The organism is Curtobacterium sp. MCLR17_039, from assembly GCF_003234745.1.
In the GTDB taxonomy this organism is placed as follows: domain Bacteria; phylum Actinomycetota; class Actinomycetes; order Actinomycetales; family Microbacteriaceae; genus Curtobacterium; species Curtobacterium flaccumfaciens.
Map to the genome: position 1 here is coordinate 127,286 of NZ_QKTF01000001.1, position 17,427 is coordinate 144,712.

A 17,427-nucleotide genomic window follows, 5' to 3' on the forward strand; every position below is an offset into this window, starting at 1 on the left:
GGCCGTCAGCTCTTGATGTAGGGCTTGCCGGACGCGGCGGGGCCGCGCGACTGCCCGACCAGGCCGGCCACGGCGAAGATCGTCACCACGTACGGCAGCATCAGCAGGAACTCGCTGGGCACGGGTGAGTCGATCGCTCCGAGCGTGTTCTGCAGGTTCGACGCGAAGCCGAACAGCAGCGCCGCGAGCGTCGCCTTGATGGGGTCCCACCGGCCGAAGATGACGGCGGCCAGCGCGATGTAGCCGGCGCCCGCGGTCATGTCCTTCGTGAACGGCCCGACCGCGTCGAGGGTGAAGTACGCCCCACCGAGACCGGCGATCGCACCGGCGAGGGAGACGTTCCAGAACCGGGTGCTCGTGACGTTGATGCCCACCGTGTCGGCGGCCTGCGGGTGCTCGCCGACCGCGCGGAGGCGCAGGCCCCAGCGGGTCTTGAACAGGCCGAAGGTGACGACCGCCACGGCGATGTAGGCCAGGTAGACGACGACCGTCTGCTCGAAGAACACCGGACCGATGACCGGGATCTGGTGCAGCAGCGGGATCTCGACCTTCGGGAACCGGATGCCGATGTTCAGGGTCTCCTCGTTCGGGGAGAGCACCTGCGAGTACAGGAAGCCGGTCAGGCCGGAGATGAACGCGTTGATGACGACACCGACGATGACCTGGTCGACCAGGTACTTGATGCTGAACGCCGCGAGGACGAACGACACGAGCATGCCGGCGACGAGCGCGGCGACGAGGCCGACCCAGGGCGACCCGGTGATCGACGCGACCATCGCGGAGCTGAACGCACCGGCGAGGAACTGGCCCTCGATCGCGATGTTCACCACGCCGACCCGCTCGGAGATGACGCCGCCGAGGGCACCGAACACGAGCGGGACGCTCAGGCTCAGCGCGCCGAGCAGCAGGCCGGGGATCGGCAGGGACGAACCGGCCGCGGCCCAGGTCAGGAACCCGATGACGAAGACGACTGCGAACACCGACGTGACCCACAGCGGGACCCGGCGGAGTGCCCGCGTCTCGATGAACGCGTACACGGTCAGGATCGCGAGCAGGACGATGACGACGATGCCCGTCCCGAGCGCGGGCAGCGGGACGTTCGGCAGCGCGAAGAAGTCACCGGCGTTCGCGAGGCGGAACGTGGTGGTACCGGAACGCGGCAGCAGGCCGAACAGCACGATCGCGATGAGCGTGAACACGCCGTACCCGATCGGGAGCTTCCAGCTCCTGGTGGTCTCGACCGGACGGTCCGCGAGCGGCGACGCGGGGGCCGCGGTGGGGCTGATGGTGCTCATGCGGCGACCGCCTTCTTGCTGGTCTTGCTCGTCTTCGTGCGCTTGCGTGCACCCGGCTGCGGGATCCGGAAGATCGCGCGGACGAGCGGCGGCGCCGCGATGAAGAGGACGATGAGGGCCTGGATGACCCCGACGATGTCGATCGGGATGCCGTTGGCGGCCTGCATGGCGTAGCCACCGTTCTTCAGCACGCCGAACAGGATGGCCGCCCAGAAGACGCCCCAGGGCTTGGAGCGGCCGAGCAGGGCCACGGTGATGGCGTCGAAGCCGATGCCGGCGTCGATGCCCGAGGTGAAGCCCGAGGTGACGGCGCCCTGCACCTGGTAGGCGCCGGCGATGCCGACCAGGGCACCGGAGATCAGCATCACCCAGATGGTCAGCGACGGGACGCTCATGCCGGCCACGCGGGCGGCACGGGGGTTCTCACCGATGGTGCGGAACCGGAAGCCGAGCGACGACTTGTTGACGAGCCACCAGACGACGACGACCGCGATGATCGCGACGATGAACCCGAGGTCCACGCCGTACCGCACGCCGAAGAGCTGCGGCAGCAGGGCGCTCTCCTTCGTGGCGGGCGAGATCGGGTTGCTGCTGCCCGGGGCCTGCAGCAGGCCGGGGGTGCGGAGCAGGTAGCTGACCAGGTAGAGCGCGACGTAGTTGAGCATGATCGTGACGACCACCTCGTTCGCACCCGTCCGGGCCTTGAGCACCCCGACGATGCCACCCCAGACCGCGCCGCCGACGATGCCGGCGAGGATCGTGAGCGGGATGTGGATCGCGGCGGGCCCGTCGAACGAGAACCCGACCCACCCGGCGGCAGCAGCGCCCATCAGGATCTGCCCCTGGCCGCCGATGTTGAACAGCCCGGCGCGGAACGAGAGCGCGATCCCGAGTCCGGCGGCGATGAGCGGCACCGAGTAGTCGACGGAGCGCGTGAGGGGCCCGATCGCCTGCTGGAACGAGTCCGCGCCGAAGTTGAACACCGAGCCCTGGAACAGCGAGGCGTACGCGCCGCCGACCGCGGTGCCGACCGCCTGGAGCATGTCCGTCGGGCGGGCGAAGAAGTACCCGGCGGTGGCACGGACGTTCTCGTCCGTCACGGCGATGAGGATGCCGCAGGCGACCAGCGCGAGGACGACGGCGAGCACCGTGACGAGCACGGAGCCGTTCAGGATCCCCTGCAGGGCGGCCTGCCAGCGGTCACCACCGGCGCCGTTGCGGCGCTCGGTGTCCTCTGCCGAGTCCGTCATCAGGTGCGGGGTCGACTCGACCTCCTGCAGACGGTCGTCGGTGAGCGGGGCGTCCGCGGTGCCGTGCGCAGCCGGGGTCGGCTGCTGCGTGTTGTCTGGCGGTGGGGTGGTCACGCTGCCAGCTCCGTTCCGGTCGTGGGTGTGGCGTGGATCTCGCCGGCCGAACCGGTCATGCGGCCAGCTCCGTTCCTTCGGGGATCTCCCCGGCCATCATGAGGCCGAGGACGTCGCGGGGGGTGGTCGCGGGGACGATGCCGACGATGCCGCCGCGGTACATCACGGCGATGCGGTCGGCCAGGGCGACGACCTCGTCGAGCTCGGTGGAGACGACGATGACCGGCACCCCGGTGTCGCGGGTGGCGACGATGCGCTTGTGGACGAACTCGATCGAGCCCACGTCGATGCCGCGGGTGGGCTGCGCGGCGACGAACAGCCGCAGTTCACGGCTCAGTTCGCGCGCCAGGACGATCTTCTGCTGGTTCCCGCCGGACAGCCGACCGGCCGCGGTGGTGCGGCCGGGGGTGCGGATGTCGAACTCGGCGATCTTCTCGTCGGCGAAGGCGTCGCGTTCCGCCGACCGGATCGTGCCGGCGCGGACGAACTCGGCGTGGTCGGCCCGGTCGAGCATCAGGTTCTCGGCGATGGTGAACTCGCCGACCAGGCCGTCCTCCTTGCGGTCCTCGGGGACGAAGCCGACGCCCGCGTCGAGCACCTGCTTGACGCTCCGGCCGGTGAGCTCCTTGCCGTCCAGGGTGATCCGGCCGGCATGGGCGGGCTCGAGGCCGATGATCGCCTCGGTGAGCTCGGTCTGGCCGTTGCCCTGCACCCCGGCGATCGCCAGGACCTCGCCGCGACGCACCGTGAAGGAGACGTCGTCGACGAGCACGATGCCGGACGGGTCGGTGACGGTGAGGTGCTCGACGACCAGGGCGTCGTCGCCACCGGTCGAGGGTTCCTTGTCGACCACGAGCGAGACGGCACGGCCGACCATCAGCGCGGCCAGCTCGTTGTTGGTGGCGGTCGGCGAGGCTTCGCCGACGACCTTGCCGAGACGGATGACCGTGATGCGGTCGGCGACCTCGCGCACCTCGCGGAGCTTGTGGGTGATGAAGACGATCGCGGTGCCGGCTTCGCGGAGCTGGCGCATGATGCCCATCAGCTCGTCGGTCTCCTGCGGGGTGAGGACGGCCGTCGGTTCGTCGAACACCAGCACGGAGGCGTCGCGGGACAGCGCCTTGATGATCTCGACGCGCTGCTGCACGCCGACGGGCAGGTCCTCGACCTTGGCGTCGGGGTCGACGTCGAACCCGAAGCGGTCGGAGATCTCCTGCACACGCTTGCGGGCACCGGCCAGGTCGAGCCGCCCGCCGAAGCTGGTCTGCTCCTGGCCCAGCATGACGTTCTCGGCGACGGTGAACACGGGCACGAGCATGAAGTGCTGGTGCACCATGCCGATGCCGGCGCGCATGGCGTCACCGGGGCCGTCGAAGTCCTGCACCACGTCGTCGAGCAGGATCTCGCCCTCGTCGGCGTCGTACAGGCCGTACAGGACGTTCATCAGGGTGGACTTGCCGGCGCCGTTCTCACCCAGGAGGCAGTGGACCTCACCCGGCTCGACGGTGAGCGAGATGTGGTCGTTGGCGACCAGGGCGCCGAACCGCTTGGTGATGCCGCGGAGTTCGAGCTTCATGTTCGGGAGTCTATTTCTGTCTCGCGCGCGCCACGCGGGCGCACGGTGTCGCGTGCACCCCGCGGATGCACGATGTGGTGTGCGCCACCCGGGCGCACGAGAACGCGGGCGAGGGATGCTCCCCCGCCCGCGTTCACCGGGTCAGGACTGGGTCTTGACCTTGATCGAGCCGTCGATGATGCCGGCCTTCACGTCGTCGAGCTCGCCCTGCAGGCCCTTGTCGACCTTGGACTCGAAGTCGTGGAACGGCGCGATGCCGACGCCGTCGTTCTCGAGGGTGCCCACGTACGGGTCCTTCGAGAACTTGTCGTCAGCCGCCTGCTCGACGACGTCCTTCACGGCCGGGCGCATGCCCTTCTCGACCGAGGTGAAGGCGATGTCCTTGTAGCGGGGGTCGGCCTCGTAGAGGTCGCTGTCCGCACCGATCAGGACGGAGCCGTTGTCGGCGTCCTTGATGGCCTCGGCGGCGGACTGGTAGATCGGGCCACCGACGGGCAGGATCACGTCGGCGTCCTGGTCGAGGAGCGTCTGCGCGACCGACTTGGCCTGCGTGCCGGCTTCGAAGCCACCGGTGAAGGAGCCCTTGCCGGTGTCGACGTTCCAGCCGACGACCTTGACGTCCTTGTCCTTCTGCTCGTTGTAGTACTTCACGCCGTCCGCGAAGCCGTCCATGAAGATGGTGACGGTCGGGATCTGCATGCCACCGAAGGTGCCGACGACGCCGGTCTTCGAGTAGGACGCCGCCGCGTAGCCGGCGAGGAACGCCGCCTGCGAGGTGTCGAACGTGATCGGCTTGACGTTCTTCGCGTCGATCGAGTTGTCGTCGATGATCGCGAAGTCGGTGTCGGGGTTCGCAGCGGCCTGCTTCTTCGTGGCGTCGGCCAGGTTGAAGCCGACGGTCACGACGAGGTTGCAGTTCTGGCCGATGAGCTGCTCGATGTTCGAGTCGTAGACGGTGGCGTCCTTCGACTCGGCCTCCTTGTAGGTGGCGCCGAGGTCCTTGGCGGCGTCCTTCATGCCCTCGTAGCCGAGCTGGTTGAACGACTTGTCGTCGAACCCACCGGCGTCGGAGACCATGCAGGGGCGGAAGTCGGTCTTCTTCGCCGAGTCGGTGGTGGACGGCGCCGAGGCGCAGCCGGCCAGGACGGCGACGGTGCCGGCGAGCGCGAGGCCGCTGAGGACGACCTGTCGGGTACGAGATGTCACGGGTTGGTTCCTCCGGGGAGCGTGCCCGGACCACGTGCGTTCCGGGCGATCGTGGCGACAGTACACGACCGTCGGGCCGGTACAGGACCCGTTGCGGGGGTCCTGCGGATCGGTTACGGGATCGCGACCCCGCCGAAACGCGCCCGTAACGCAGGGTCGCACGCAGACCCCCAGTTCGAGGGGTTTGTCGGTGGAGCGCTACAGGACGCTGCCGGCGGGGCGGATCTCTGGAGGTCAGAGTTCGTCGGCATCGCCCGGGAAGCACAGTGAGACGGCCTGGACGGTGTAGTTCCCCGAGTGGGCGTAGACGCTGATCGAGGTGACCTTCCCTGCGCCGTCGCCGAAGATGGCGGGCCCGTCGCTCGAATCACGCTGGGTGACCCGCATCCCCTGACGTTCCTAGTGCTCGGTTACCCGGGCGGCGTCGGCATCGGGTCGCCCGGCCAGCGTGCTCCCGGTGAGGTAGCGCCAGTGTGCACCTCGCTCGCCGTCCGCGAGGACGCAGCCTTCCGCGTAGTCCGGCCCGGTGCGTGCTTTCCATTCACCGCCGAGTCGCTCTGTTGCGTCATCGACCGCTTCGACCATCTGTCGCTTCGCGGCGTTCTCACTCACCTGGCGCTCCGCCCGCTCAGATGAACCGGTGCCGGTCCTCTGCGCGGCGCAACCGGTCGGCCCCACCAGCAGCATGCCGACCAGGAGCACGGAGCCGACAAAGCCGCATCCCACGTCACGTCGGTGTGTCACAAGCTGTCGGCGTCACCCGGGAAACAGAGCGAGATGGCTTCAACGGTGTAGTGGCCCGGAAATGCGTACAGGTTGATGGAGTCGATCGAGCCACCGCCGCGGCCGACGATCGCGGGCCCGTCGGGGTCAGCCCAACGCTCGACTTCCATGCCCTGGGATTCCCAGCGGTCGAGCGTCTCCTTCGCGTCCGGTTCCGGGTCCTCCGAACCGACCTTGGAAGTCCGGCCGGTGAGGTACACCCAGTGCGCCCCCTTCTCCCCGCCGGACAAGCTGCAGCTCTCGGCGTAGTCGGGCCCAGTTCGCGCCTTCCACTCGCCGCCCAGACGTCCAGTGACGTCGTCGATGGCGTCGATCATCTGCTGTTTCGCGGTGTCAGGGTCCACGTACGCCTTCCTCTCCTCTGGGTGCCGGGCGCAACCGGCGAGCACCGCGATCACCATCACGAATGCGAGAGCGCACCCTGCCACGCTCCGGACGGGCGTTGCGACGATCATCGTTCTCCTCAGTCGTTCCGTGCGTTCATCTGGCTCGGGCCGCAGTCAGTTCGTCATCGCGACCATTGATCGCGAGTCCGACGTTGTGCAGCGTCTCGGTGCCGCGGTCGAGATACCCCCGTCGGTCGCTGTTCAGCGGGTCGTGATGCAGGACCGAGTTCAACTTCTCGCCACCCTTCGTCGTCGTGCCGTCGGCGCCGAACACCGTCGCATCGAAGGCTTCCGATGTGGGGTCTACGCGATGCCCGACGCTGTGGTCTCGTCCGAAGGAAGCCCACTCGTCGCCCTTGCCGGTCTGTCCCACCGGTGCATCCTTGGCCTGCGACGCGTAGACGCGTCCAGCGTGCAGATCGTTCGCCGAAGTGACCTCGTCTGGCAAACCCGCCGAACCGAGTGCCACGAACCGGTCGACGTGGACGCCCCTCTTCGACAGGGCAACCGCCGCTGTTGTCGTGCCGTAGGAGTGCCCGACGATGTTCGTCTCCGGCATCCGCCCAGCACGCACGGCGTCCAGCCCTCGGATCGACGCGGCGAGGTTCTCGCCACCCCGCTCGGCCTTCCCCATGAGCAAGACGTCCGCTGGGTTCGGAGCGTCATACCCGATCCAGGCGATCACCGCTCGACCAGCAGGGTCGCCACGACGCAACTGCTGGTCGTAGATGTTCTGCGCTGCCGAGGTCCACGAACTCATGTCCGCGGTCGTGGTGTCCATCCCGGGTACCGCCCACGTCACGGAGTCGGCCGTGTCGAGATCTCCGATCGAGACGGCGGCCAACGGCGGCTGGTGGTCGGTGAGCGCGATCAGGTACCGAGGGCTGTCCGTGCCCGCCTTCGCCATCGTCGCGTTGATGTTCCGCAACGACTTCATCTCTTCTTGAAGCGACGCCAGCCGCCGAGCCATCGCGCTCGCGCCTTCCCCAGCGGAGGCGACCCGGCCCTGCAGCGTCTCGATCTCGAGCTCGACGTCGCCCAGCCGCTGGTTCAGCACCACGACGTTGGCGGTGCTCCGCGCCCAGTACGGGATGCCCTCCAGGTTGCCGAGCTCGGACAACACCGACGTCGGCAACGCTCGGAGGGCGTCGGCGTCAGACTTGGTCAGACCGAGCGAAGCCCACCTCGCGGCGACCTGGGCCGGCGTCAGGTGATCAGCCAGCAGTCTCTGGACAGCGGGTGCCTCCCGCCCCATGGCTGCGATGTCGAGCACTGCGTCGGACAGCGCACCGCCGCCACCAGCATCTTCGAATGCCTGAGCAGTCTTCGTGATCCAGGACGTGTCTTCGTCGTTCTCGGCCACGTACCGCTCGAATCCGACCGGCATGCTGCCACGGTCGACCTGCACCCAGGCGCACGATGACCGGAACGACGACCACGCCGAACGCACCCGCGTTGCCTCCGCCGACGCCGCGGTGTCGAGGCCCGCCACAGCGGACACGAAGCCCCGTAACGCCGCCGGATCAGCGGAGCTCTTGCCCCCGCTCGCGCCGTTCCCGTACCGCGCACGCTCGCGTCCACGGAACTCGGCGTCGACGACGGGTGGACGAAGTGGGTCATCCGAGGGTTCCCGGTCCACGAACGTGTCCCACACCCCGATCGCGACGCCGGAGAACGGTCCGGCCAACGCCTCATTGGCGGCGCGCTGGCGGTCGGCGTCTCGGAGCTTCCAGGCGGCGTGCGCCCGCACACGCTCGCGCTCCTGCTCGGCGAGTTCAACCGCGCGATCGAGGGCGGACGCCAGGTCGGTCAGCACGCCGACAAGCCTGCCCCGGTCCTCGGCCTCGATCACAACCGCGTCGTTGAAGCGATCCGCGTACGACCCCGCGAAGTCGGCGAGCGCCGCCTCAGCCGACGCCGAGCGGGTCCCACTCTGGCCCCGCAGGGCGTCGGCTGCCGACCGTGCCGCCTTCGACAGCGCCTTCGCGTCCCCCGCGTCGAACTCGATGTCCGCCATGTCCTCCCCCGACGTCGCTCCCCAGCGACCCTACACCTGGAACATCACCGGCCGGCTGGCCGATGCTCGAACCTACAGGACGTCGCCTCGGCCGCTGATCTTCAGGGCATCCACCACACCCTTCACCCGCTGCGCGTTCGCGCTGGTGGTGACGAGCAGGGCATCCGGGGTGTCCACGACGACGATGTCCTCGACGCCGATGAGCGAGATGAGTCGCTGGCTGTGCGAGATCACGATGCCGCTCGACGAGTCCGCCAGGATGCGGGCACCGTCCCCGAGCACGGCGAGGTTGTTCGGCCGACCGCCGGACTGCAGCTTGGCGAGGGAGGCGAAGTCCCCCACGTCGTCCCAGTCGAAGTCACCGGGGACGACGGCCATGCGTCCGGCTGCGGCGGCGGGTTCGGCGACCGTGTAGTCGATCGCGATCTTCTCGAGCATCGGCCAGACGGCGTCGACGACGGCGCCGCGGGCCGAGGTGTCCCAGGCGTCGGCGAGTTCGTTGATGCCCGCCAGCAGCTCCGGCTTCGTCCGGCCGATCTCGGCGAGCAGCACATCGGCGCGCGCGATGAACATGCCGGCGTTCCAGAGGTAGTTGCCCTGCTCGACGTACGAGCGGGCGGTGTCGAGGTCCGGCTTCTCGACGAAGGACTTCACCGCGTGTGCGGTCGGGGCGCCCTCGATGTCGAGCCCGGCGGTGTCGGCGTTGATGTAGCCGAAGCCGATCGCGGGTTCCGTCGGGGTGATGCCGATGGTGGTGACGTAGCCGGCGCGGGCGACGGCGACGGCTTCGCGGACCGAGCGGCGGAAACCGCGTGCGTCACCGATGACGTGGTCGGCGGCGAACGAGCCGATGACGACGTCGGGCTCGCGGCGCACCAGGATCGCCGCGGCCAGGCCGATGGCGGCCGTGGAGTCCTTCGGCTCGCTCTCGAGCACCACGTTGTGGTCCTCGACGCCGGGCAGCTGCGACTCCACCGCGACCCGGTGCGCACGGCCGGTGACGACCATGATCCGCTGGTCGCCGGCGAGCGGCGCCAGGCGGTCCCAGGTCTGCCGCAGCAGCGAGGTGCCGGAACCCGTCAGGTCGTGCAGGAACTTGGGTGCGTCCGCGCGCGACAACGGCCACAGGCGCGATCCGATGCCCCCTGCGGGGATGATCGCGTAGAAGTCTTCGAGAGCGTCAGCCACGCGCTCACCGTACCGGTCCCACCGGGCGGATCCTGGGTGGTCTCCGCACGATTCCCGCATGCGGGCTCCCGCAGCGTTGTTCACCCGGCGCGCGCGTCCCGTTCACGTCGTCGGCCCCGCCGGGTCACGTCACGCCCGGAGCATGGGCAGCACCATGAGCGCACGCAGCGTGGAGCGCGGCACGTCCCCCCGGACCGTCGCCGTCGTGACCGAGAGCTTCCTGCCCACCCTCAACGGCGTGACCACCAGTGTCCTGGCGGTCCTCGACCACCTGGAACGACGGGGTCACCGCGCGGTCGTGATCGCCCCGGACACCCCCGGCCTCGCGCAGTTCCGGTCGCGCAGCGCCGTCGAGCGCTACCGCTCCTTCGACGTCCACCGCATCCCCGCCGTCGCCTACCGCCAGTTCCCGGTGGCGCTCCCCCACCCGGTGCTCGACACGATCCTCGCCGCCTCCGGCGCCGACGTGCTCCACGCCGCCAGTCCGTTCCTGTTGGGTGGGCGCGCGATCACGGCAGCCGGGAGGCTCGGCATCCCCTCCATCGCCGTCTTCCAGACCGACGTGGCCGGGTTCGCCCGCCGCAACGGCCTGACCGCGACCGTCCCGTTGGTGCGGAAGATCCTCGGACGCATCCACGCCGGGGCCTCGCTGACGCTCGCCCCGTCGAGCGCGACGGCCGCGATGCTCGCCGAGGAGGGCGTGCCCCGCGTCGCCCGCTGGGGTCGCGGTGTCGACACCGAGCTGTTCCACCCCGCGCGTCGGTCGACCGGGCACGTCCGGGCACTCCGCCGCCGCCTGGCCCCCAACGGTGAGACCATCGTCGGCTACGTCGGACGCCTCGCCCCGGAGAAGGAGGTCGAGCGGCTCGCCGAGCTCGGCGGTGTCCCCGGCATCCGGGTCGTCGTGGCCGGAGGGGGTCCGTCGCGGGCGATGCTCGAACGTCGGCTCCGGCACCTCGACGTCACCTTCACCGGCCCCCTGCGCGGCGACGCCCTCGCCGACGCGTACGCGGCGCTCGACCTGTTCGTGCACACCGGTCCGGCCGAGACCTTCGGGCAGACCCTGCAGGAGGCCCACGCCTCCGGCCTGCCCGTGATCGCGCCGGCGTCCGGCGGCCCGCTCGACCTGGTGGCCCCGGGACTCGACGGCGAGCTCTACGACGCCGATGCCCCGCAGGCCCTGCGACACGCGGTCCTGCGGCTGCACCACGACCGCGCGCTGGCGGAGCGGATGGGTTCCGCCGGTCGACTCCGGGTCGAGGGAACCACCTGGGAGGCCGTCGGCGACCAGCTCCTCGACCACCACGACACGGCCCGCACCATCGGCGCGCCGCCCGTCGGACGGGGCCTCCGGGCCGGTCGGGACGAGAAGGTCAGCGCCCGCGCATAGGATGGGTCGTGTTCCACACGAACACGAACGGCAAGGGCTCGCCGATCGGGCGAGCCCGTCCTATGGAAGGACGAGCTCATGGCTGAGCACACCGGCGGGGGTACGGCGACCGCGGTGCCCGACGCACGTATCGATGGGGAGCGTATCGATGCTCCACGGGCTTCTCGGACGCCACAGGGCACGCTCTACCGCGGTTCGATCGGGATGTGGTCGTGGGTTCTCCACCGCATCACCGGCGTCGCGATCTACTTCTTCCTGCTCGTGCACATCCTCGACACGGCGCTCGTGCGGCTCTCCCCAGAGGCGTACAACGCGGTCATCGGCACGTACAAGACCCCGATCATGAACCTCGGCGAGATCGCGCTCGTCATGGCCATCGTGTTCCACGCCTTCAACGGCCTGCGGATCATCCTGATCGACTTCTGGTCGAAGGGCCCGAAGTACCAGCGGGCCATGTTCTGGATCGTCATGGTCCTGTGGGCGGTGGCGATCGCGGGCTTCCTGCCCCGCCAGCTCATGAACCTCGTCGCGGACTTCAACTGAGGGGCACGAACATGACCACGCAGATCGTCGAACCTCCCCGCTCGGCCGCAGCCGCCCGCAGCACCACCAACTGGGAGAAGTGGGGCTGGATCTACATGCGCGCCTCGGGCGTGCTGCTCGTCGTGCTGATCTTCGGCCACCTCTTCGTCAACATGGTGGCGGGCGAGGGCGTCAAGCAGATCGACTTCGCCTTCGTCGCCGGCAAGTGGGCCAACCCCTTCTGGCAGGTCTGGGACTCGCTCATGCTGGTCCTCGCCCTCATCCACGGCTCGAACGGCATGCGCACGATCGTCAACGACTACGTGTCGAAGCCCGGCATCCGCAAGACCCTCCTCGTCGCGATCCTGGCCGCCTGCGTCGTGCTGATCGTGCTCGGGCTCCTCGTCTGCTGGACCTTCGACCCGTGCCCCGCCGGCGCCGCTGCCGCCGACCTGCCGTCCTTCTGCCCCGCGCAGTAGCACCACCACCGTTGCTGCCCGCGTTCCCACCGTCTACGGAAAGACCCCTGTGACCGAGACCACCGTCCACCACCACCAGTTCGACATCGTCATCATCGGCGCCGGAGGCGCGGGCATGCGAGCCGCGATCGAAGCCGGCCCGAAGGCGAAGACGGCCGTCATCTCGAAGCTCTACCCCACCCGGTCGCACACCGGTGCGGCGCAGGGCGGGATGGCCGCGGCCCTCGCCAACGTCGAAGAGGACTCGTGGGAGTGGCACACGTTCGACACGATCAAGGGCGGCGACTACCTGGTCGACCAGGACGCCGCCGAGATCCTGGCGAAAGAGGCGATCGACGCCGTCATCGACCTCGAGAACATGGGCCTGCCGTTCAACCGCACGCCCGAGGGCAAGATCGACCAGCGCCGTTTCGGTGGACACACCCGCGACCACGGCAAGTCCCCGGTCCGACGGGCCTGCTACGCAGCAGACCGCACCGGGCACATGATCCTGCAGACGCTGTTCCAGAACTGCGTGAAGCTCGGCGTCGAGTTCTACAACGAGTTCTACGCGCTCGACCTCATCATGGTCGACGTCGTCGGTGACGACGGTGTCACCCGCCAGCAGCCGGCCGGCGTCGTCGCGTTCGAGCTCGCGACCGGTGAGCTGCACGTCTTCCACGCCAAGGCGATGATCTTCGCGACCGGCGGGTTCGGCAAGATGTACAAGACCACCTCGAACGCGCACACCCTGACCGGCGACGGCGTCGGCATCGTGTGGCGCAAGGGCCTGCCGCTCGAGGACATGGAGTTCTTCCAGTTCCACCCGACCGGGCTCGCCGGGCTCGGCATCCTGCTGACCGAGGGCGCCCGCGGCGAGGGCGCGATCCTCCGGAACGCCTCGGGTGAGCGCTTCATGGAGCGGTACGCCCCCACCATCAAGGACCTCGCACCGCGTGACATCGTCGCGCGCTGCATGGTGCAGGAAGTCGCCGAGGGCCGGGGGGCCGGACCGAACAAGGACTACGTGCTGCTCGACTGCACGCACCTGGGCGCCGAGGTCCTCGAGACGAAGCTGCCGGACATCACCGAGTTCGCCCGCACGTACCTCGGCGTCGACCCCGTCGTCGAGCCGGTGCCCGTGATGCCGACCGCGCACTACGCGATGGGCGGGATCCCGACGAACGTCAAGGCCGAGGTCCTGTACGACAACACCACCGTCGTCCCGGGCCTGTACGCCGCCGGCGAGTGCGCCTGCGTCTCCGTGCACGGCTCCAACCGCCTCGGCACCAACTCGCTGCTCGACATCAACGTCTTCGGCAAGCGCTCGGGCAACAACGCTGCCGAGTGGGTCCAGACCGCCGAGTTCCTCCCACTGCCGGAAGACCCGGCGGCCGGAGTCCGCGGCATGCTCGACCAGCTCCGTGCCTCGACCGGCACCGAGCGCGTCTCCGCCCTCCGCAAGGAACTGCAGGAGGAGATGGACAAGAACGCGCAGGTGTTCCGCACGGACGAGTCGCTGGCCCGCGTCACCGAGACCCTGCACACGCTCCGCAACCGCTTCATGCAGGTCTCCGTGCAGGACAAGGGCAAGCGGTTCAACACCGACCTGCTCGAGGCCGTCGAGCTCGGGTTCCTGCTCGACCTGGCCGAGGTCGTCGTCTACTCCGCGCGCAACCGCAAGGAGAGCCGTGGCGGCCACATGCGCGACGACTACCCGAAGCGCGACGACGAGAACTACATGCAGCACACCATGGCGTACCTGACGGGCGACCCGCACTCGTCACTCGCCGACGACCACATCACGCTCGACTGGAAGCCCGTCGTCATCACGCGGTACCAGCCGATGGAGAGGAAGTACTGAGATGACCGACACCCTGGTCTCCGACGCACCCCGCACCGACACCGTGCAGGACGCTCCTCCCGGATCCTTCTCCGTCACGGTCATCGTCCGTCGCTTCGATCCCGACGTCGACGACGAGCCGCGCTGGCAGGACTTCGACGTCATGATGCTGCCGACCGACCGCATCCTCGACGCCCTGCACAAGATCAAGTGGGAGCAGGACGGGTCCCTGACCTTCCGACGCTCGTGCGCACACGGCGTCTGCGGGTCCGACGCCATGCGCATCAACGGCCGCAACCGCCTGGCGTGCAAGACCCTCATCAAGGACCTCGACGTCTCGAAGCCGATCTACGTCGAGGCGATCAAGGGCCTGCCGCTCGAGAAGGACCTCGTCGTCGACATGGAGCCCTTCTTCCAGAGCTACCGCGAGGTGCAGCCGTTCCTGCAGTCCTCGTCGGCCCCGACGCCCGGCAAGGAGCGCGTGCAGTCCGTCGCCGACCGTGCCCGCTTCGACGACACCACGAAGTGCATCCTCTGCGCCGCGTGCACGTCGTCCTGCCCGGTGTTCTGGACCGACGGGCAGTACTTCGGCCCCGCCGCGATCGTGAACGCACACCGGTTCATCTTCGACTCCCGCGACGACGCCGCGAACGTCCGTCTCGACATCCTCAACGACAAGGAAGGCGTCTGGCGCTGCCGCACGACCTTCAACTGCACCGACGCGTGCCCCCGTGGCATCCAGGTGACGAAGGCGATCTCCGAGGTCAAGCAGGCGATCATGCGCGGCCGGGCGTAGTCCCGGCTCCGTCCAAGGCCCAGCACCACGCCGACCGATAGGCTCCCGACCATGACGTTCGCGGACACCCGCCCCATCCTCGACCAGCTCGGCTACACGACCCGGTACGTGCAGCTCCCCGGCGAGACCCTGCACGAACCGCCGGTCGAGGGGGCGCTCCGCATCGTCCAGACCGACGCCTCCGGCTACGCGCTCGAGGTCGTCGACTACGGCACGGCACGTCGTCTCGCGCAGGCCACGGGTGAGGACGACGCGGTCGAGATGCTGCGCCGGTTCCTGAACCGTCCGTTCCCGGAGCCGCGCGACATCCCCCGCCACGAGCTCGAAGGGCTCCGCGACCGCGCGGCGTCGACCTACCCGCAGCTCGCGCAGCAGGTCGCACAGGCCGGCGAGCAGGGGCTGACCATCCAGATCCCGGCCGGTGTCCCCGTCGACCGCATCGGTGGCCCGGACGGCTACCTGCTGCACCCGCTCGACACCCCGCTGCCCAGCCGGTCGCTGCCCCCGCACGTGACCTCGTCGGCGGAGACCCACCGGTACGTCGTCGACCGGCCGTTCCTGGTGAACGTCCGCTTCGTCCAGCCGTGGTTCGAGCAGCCGGGCGGGGCCCTGCGCTTCCAGATCGCCGACCCGTCGGCCACCGTGCGTGACCTGGTCGTCGACGGCGCGCTCATCCGTCTCCGGGTGGTCTGAGCCCTCCGACACACGAACAGCCCGCCCCGCGCTCGACGCGTGGGGCGGGCTGTTCTCGTTCGTGGATCTACCGCAGGTCGGGGCGGTCGTACTGCGCACCGGCCGGGTTCGACGGCAGGCAGCCGAACACGATCGCGGCGGCGCTGACGAAGAGCGCGATGAGCCAGAACGGACCGGCCAGGTTCGCATCGTGCACGCGACGCCACCCCAGGGCGATGCTCGGCACGAGGGTCCCAAGCGACCACACGAAGTAGAGCGCGAGCAGGACGAAGGCGAACGGCGACGGCGCACTGCTCCCCGCGGGGTTGCCGTACTCGTCGACGGCGCCACTCGCCCCGACCGTCGCGAAGAGGACGGCGTAGAACCCGCCGAACAGCACGATGGTCACGATGGCGTTCGCGAGCACCGCGTACCAGAACTCACTCCGGCTGGCGCGGCCGTCGAACCGGGCGTACTTCTTGAAGAACCGGGTGAACGCGTCGAGGAACCCGATGCCGTACCACGGTGCCCAGAGCGGCGGGACCCCGTCGGGACCGAGCGGGATCGGCTGCGCGAACTGCGGGTACGGGTCTGCGTACGGCTGCGCGTACGGCTGCTGGTACGGCTGCTGCCCGTAACCAGGCTGTTGCCCGTACTGGGGCTGCTGCCCGTAACCAGGCTGCTGCCCGTACTGAGGCTGCTCGCCGTAGCCGGGCTGCTGCCCGTAGCCGGGCTGCCCCTGCGACTGGTCGCCGTCCGGCTGGCCCCACTGGGGCGTCCCGCCGTTGCTCATCGGTTCGTCCCGGGCCGGTCGTACCGTGCGCCCTGCGGGTTCGACGGCAGCAGGCCGAAGACGATGCCGACGACGCCGATGAACAGCGCGATGATCCAGAGCGCCCCGGAGAGGTTCGCATCGTGCAGGCGTCGCCAGCCGAGGGCGAGCGACGGCACCAGGGTCGCGAGGCCCCAGAGTGCCAGCAGGACGAGCACGACCCAGAAGACCGGCGGGACCGGGTCGACCACGGTGATCTCGTTGCCGTAGTAGTCGACGGTCCGGCTGTTGAGCGTGGTGAGGCGGATGACGGTGCCGATGGCCACGAGTGCCCCGGTGACGATCGTGTTCGCCAGGAACCACCACCAGAACTCGCTCCGGCTCGCACGACCGCTGAACGTGGCGTACTTCGCGAAGAAGCGCGCGACCGCCTTCGGGAACGAGATCCCGTACCACGGGGCCCATCGCGGCGGCGTCCCCGCGGCGTCGGTCTGCTGACCGGGCTGCTGCGGGGGCGCCCACTGCTGCGTGCTCTCGGTCATCGGGCGCCCTGCGGACGGTCGAAGCGCGCACCCTGCGGGTTCGAGGGCAGCAGGCCGAAGACGATGCCGACGATGCCGACGAAGATCGCGATGATCCACAGCGCGCCGGTCAGGTTCGCGTCGTGCAGGCGGCGCCAGCCGAGGGCGAGCGTCGGGACGATGATCGCGAGGCCCCAGAGCAGGAACAGGATGCCCGAGATGACGAACAGTGCCGACGGCTCGGTGACGGTCGACTGGACGCTGGTCGACGCCGAGGACGACATCGACACGGTCGAGCGCTCGGAGGTCGCGAAGCCGATGCCGTACAGGATGCTGAGGACGATGGTGACGATCCCGTTCGCCAGGTACCACCACCAGAACTCGCTCCGGCTGGCCCGACCGCTGAACGTCGCGTACTTCTTGAAGAAGCGGCCGACGGCCTTGCCGAAGGAGATCCCGTACCACGGTGCCCAGAGCGGCGGTTCGCCGTTCGGTCCGGTCGGCGGCTGCTGGCCGTACTGCGGTGCGCCGCCGTACTGGGGTGTGCCGCCGAACTGGGCGTTCGGCTGGTTGTTCGGATCCTGCGGGTACTGGTCGCTCACGTGGTCCCCCTCGAGTGTTGGCTGATGTTCACGGTC

At 69.3% G+C, this 17,427-nt stretch carries 18 protein-coding genes; 6 read left to right on the plus strand and 12 right to left on the minus strand.

Translation table 11 applies throughout. From position 1 onward, the window contains the following. Positions 1–5 precede the first annotated feature (5 nt). From DEJ00_RS00555 to DEJ00_RS00590, 9 genes are all read right to left on the minus strand, one after another. A complete protein-coding gene (locus DEJ00_RS00555) occupies positions 6–1,295 on the minus strand; it encodes an ABC transporter permease (protein ID WP_111056109.1) in 1,290 nt (429 codons plus the stop codon). Further along, complete coding sequence (locus DEJ00_RS00560; RefSeq protein ID WP_173034510.1) at positions 1,292–2,659, minus strand: ABC transporter permease; 1,368 nt, start codon at positions 2,657–2,659, stop codon at positions 1,292–1,294. The genes DEJ00_RS00555 and DEJ00_RS00560 overlap by 4 nt, the downstream gene beginning before the upstream one ends. Positions 2,660–2,714: 55 nt before the next feature. Further along, entirely contained in the window at positions 2,715–4,235 is a 1,521-nt protein-coding gene (locus DEJ00_RS00565) for an ABC transporter ATP-binding protein (protein WP_111056110.1), read from the minus strand. Positions 4,236–4,376: 141 nt separating this feature from the next. Then, a complete protein-coding gene (locus DEJ00_RS00570; RefSeq protein ID WP_027466452.1) occupies positions 4,377–5,441 on the minus strand; it encodes a BMP family protein in 1,065 nt (354 codons plus the stop codon). Positions 5,442–5,675: 234 nt separating this feature from the next. Beyond that, positions 5,676–5,828, minus strand: coding sequence for a hypothetical protein (locus tag DEJ00_RS18365; protein ID WP_181440045.1), 153 nt, complete (start codon positions 5,826–5,828; stop codon positions 5,676–5,678). 12 nt (positions 5,829–5,840) lie between these two features. After that, positions 5,841–6,053, minus strand: a complete 213-nt coding sequence (locus DEJ00_RS00575; RefSeq protein WP_181440046.1) for a hypothetical protein — start codon at positions 6,051–6,053, stop codon at positions 5,841–5,843. 128 nt (positions 6,054–6,181) lie between these two features. After that, a complete protein-coding gene (locus DEJ00_RS00580) occupies positions 6,182–6,679 on the minus strand; it encodes a hypothetical protein (protein ID WP_111022307.1) in 498 nt (165 codons plus the stop codon). A 25-nt stretch (positions 6,680–6,704) separates the two neighbouring features. Then, positions 6,705–8,627 (minus strand): alpha/beta hydrolase, encoded by a 1,923-nt coding sequence (locus DEJ00_RS00585; protein ID WP_111056112.1) that lies wholly within the window; start codon positions 8,625–8,627, stop codon positions 6,705–6,707. Positions 8,628–8,699: 72 nt separating this feature from the next. Beyond that, a complete protein-coding gene (locus DEJ00_RS00590) occupies positions 8,700–9,815 on the minus strand; it encodes a mannose-1-phosphate guanylyltransferase (RefSeq protein WP_027466449.1) in 1,116 nt (371 codons plus the stop codon). A gap of 154 nt (positions 9,816–9,969) precedes the next feature. Between DEJ00_RS00590 and DEJ00_RS00595 the strand changes: the two genes are divergently transcribed. The 6 genes from DEJ00_RS00595 (at position 9,970) to DEJ00_RS00620 (ending at position 15,517) form a co-directional block, all read left to right on the plus strand. Further along, positions 9,970–11,205 (plus strand): glycosyltransferase family 1 protein, encoded by a 1,236-nt coding sequence (locus DEJ00_RS00595; protein WP_258373469.1) that lies wholly within the window; start codon positions 9,970–9,972, stop codon positions 11,203–11,205. A 78-nt stretch (positions 11,206–11,283) separates the two neighbouring features. Then, positions 11,284–11,748, plus strand: a complete 465-nt coding sequence (gene sdhC / locus DEJ00_RS00600; protein ID WP_111056114.1) for a succinate dehydrogenase, cytochrome b556 subunit — start codon at positions 11,284–11,286, stop codon at positions 11,746–11,748. A gap of 11 nt (positions 11,749–11,759) precedes the next feature. After that, positions 11,760–12,206 (plus strand): succinate dehydrogenase, hydrophobic membrane anchor protein, encoded by a 447-nt coding sequence (sdhD, locus tag DEJ00_RS00605; RefSeq protein WP_027466446.1) that lies wholly within the window; start codon positions 11,760–11,762, stop codon positions 12,204–12,206. Between the two features lie 49 nt (positions 12,207–12,255). Further along, positions 12,256–14,049 carry a succinate dehydrogenase flavoprotein subunit gene (gene sdhA / locus DEJ00_RS00610; RefSeq protein ID WP_027466445.1) on the plus strand — a complete coding sequence of 598 codons (1,794 nt, stop codon included), beginning with the start codon at positions 12,256–12,258 and terminating at the stop codon, positions 14,047–14,049. Between the two features lies 1 nt (position 14,050). After that, positions 14,051–14,824, plus strand: a complete 774-nt coding sequence (locus DEJ00_RS00615; protein ID WP_071244286.1) for a succinate dehydrogenase iron-sulfur subunit — start codon at positions 14,051–14,053, stop codon at positions 14,822–14,824. A gap of 51 nt (positions 14,825–14,875) precedes the next feature. After that, positions 14,876–15,517, plus strand: coding sequence for a TNT domain-containing protein (locus DEJ00_RS00620; RefSeq protein ID WP_111056115.1), 642 nt, complete (start codon positions 14,876–14,878; stop codon positions 15,515–15,517). A gap of 67 nt (positions 15,518–15,584) precedes the next feature. Here the strand turns inward: DEJ00_RS00620 and DEJ00_RS00625 are convergent, their stop codons facing one another. The 3 genes from DEJ00_RS00625 to DEJ00_RS00635 are packed head-to-tail and all read right to left on the minus strand — an operon-like array spanning position 15,585 to position 17,391. After that, positions 15,585–16,289: a DUF805 domain-containing protein gene (locus DEJ00_RS00625; RefSeq protein ID WP_146247844.1), complete on the minus strand. Its 705-nt coding sequence runs from the start codon at positions 16,287–16,289 to the stop codon at positions 15,585–15,587. After that, a complete protein-coding gene (locus tag DEJ00_RS00630; RefSeq protein ID WP_071244290.1) occupies positions 16,286–16,810 on the minus strand; it encodes a DUF805 domain-containing protein in 525 nt (174 codons plus the stop codon). The genes DEJ00_RS00625 and DEJ00_RS00630 overlap by 4 nt, the downstream gene beginning before the upstream one ends. Next, on the minus strand, positions 16,807–17,391 hold the full coding sequence (locus tag DEJ00_RS00635) for a DUF805 domain-containing protein (protein WP_111056116.1): 585 nt from the start codon (positions 17,389–17,391) through the stop codon (positions 16,807–16,809). Before DEJ00_RS00635 ends, DEJ00_RS00630 begins: the two co-directional genes overlap by 4 nt. Positions 17,392–17,427: the final 36 nt, after the last annotated feature.

Coding starts and splice junctions, on each gene's coding strand:
- DEJ00_RS00585 (WP_111056112.1), bottom strand. CDS start 8,627: ATGGCGGACATCGAGTTCGACGCGGGGGACGCGAAGGCGCTGTCGAAG.
- DEJ00_RS00620 (WP_111056115.1), top strand. CDS start 14,876: ATGACGTTCGCGGACACCCGCCCCATCCTCGACCAGCTCGGCTACACG.
- DEJ00_RS18365 (WP_181440045.1), bottom strand. CDS start 5,828: ATGCGGGTCACCCAGCGTGATTCGAGCGACGGGCCCGCCATCTTCGGC.
- DEJ00_RS00565 (WP_111056110.1), bottom strand. CDS start 4,235: ATGAAGCTCGAACTCCGCGGCATCACCAAGCGGTTCGGCGCCCTGGTC.
- DEJ00_RS00615 (WP_071244286.1), top strand. CDS start 14,051: ATGACCGACACCCTGGTCTCCGACGCACCCCGCACCGACACCGTGCAG.
- DEJ00_RS00625 (WP_146247844.1), bottom strand. CDS start 16,289: ATGAGCAACGGCGGGACGCCCCAGTGGGGCCAGCCGGACGGCGACCAG.
- DEJ00_RS00555 (WP_111056109.1), bottom strand. CDS start 1,295: ATGAGCACCATCAGCCCCACCGCGGCCCCCGCGTCGCCGCTCGCGGAC.
- DEJ00_RS00630 (WP_071244290.1), bottom strand. CDS start 16,810: ATGACCGAGAGCACGCAGCAGTGGGCGCCCCCGCAGCAGCCCGGTCAG.
- sdhC (WP_111056114.1), top strand. CDS start 11,284: ATGGCTGAGCACACCGGCGGGGGTACGGCGACCGCGGTGCCCGACGCA.
- DEJ00_RS00580 (WP_111022307.1), bottom strand. CDS start 6,679: ATGATCGTCGCAACGCCCGTCCGGAGCGTGGCAGGGTGCGCTCTCGCA.
- DEJ00_RS00595 (WP_258373469.1), top strand. CDS start 9,970: ATGAGCGCACGCAGCGTGGAGCGCGGCACGTCCCCCCGGACCGTCGCC.
- sdhD (WP_027466446.1), top strand. CDS start 11,760: ATGACCACGCAGATCGTCGAACCTCCCCGCTCGGCCGCAGCCGCCCGC.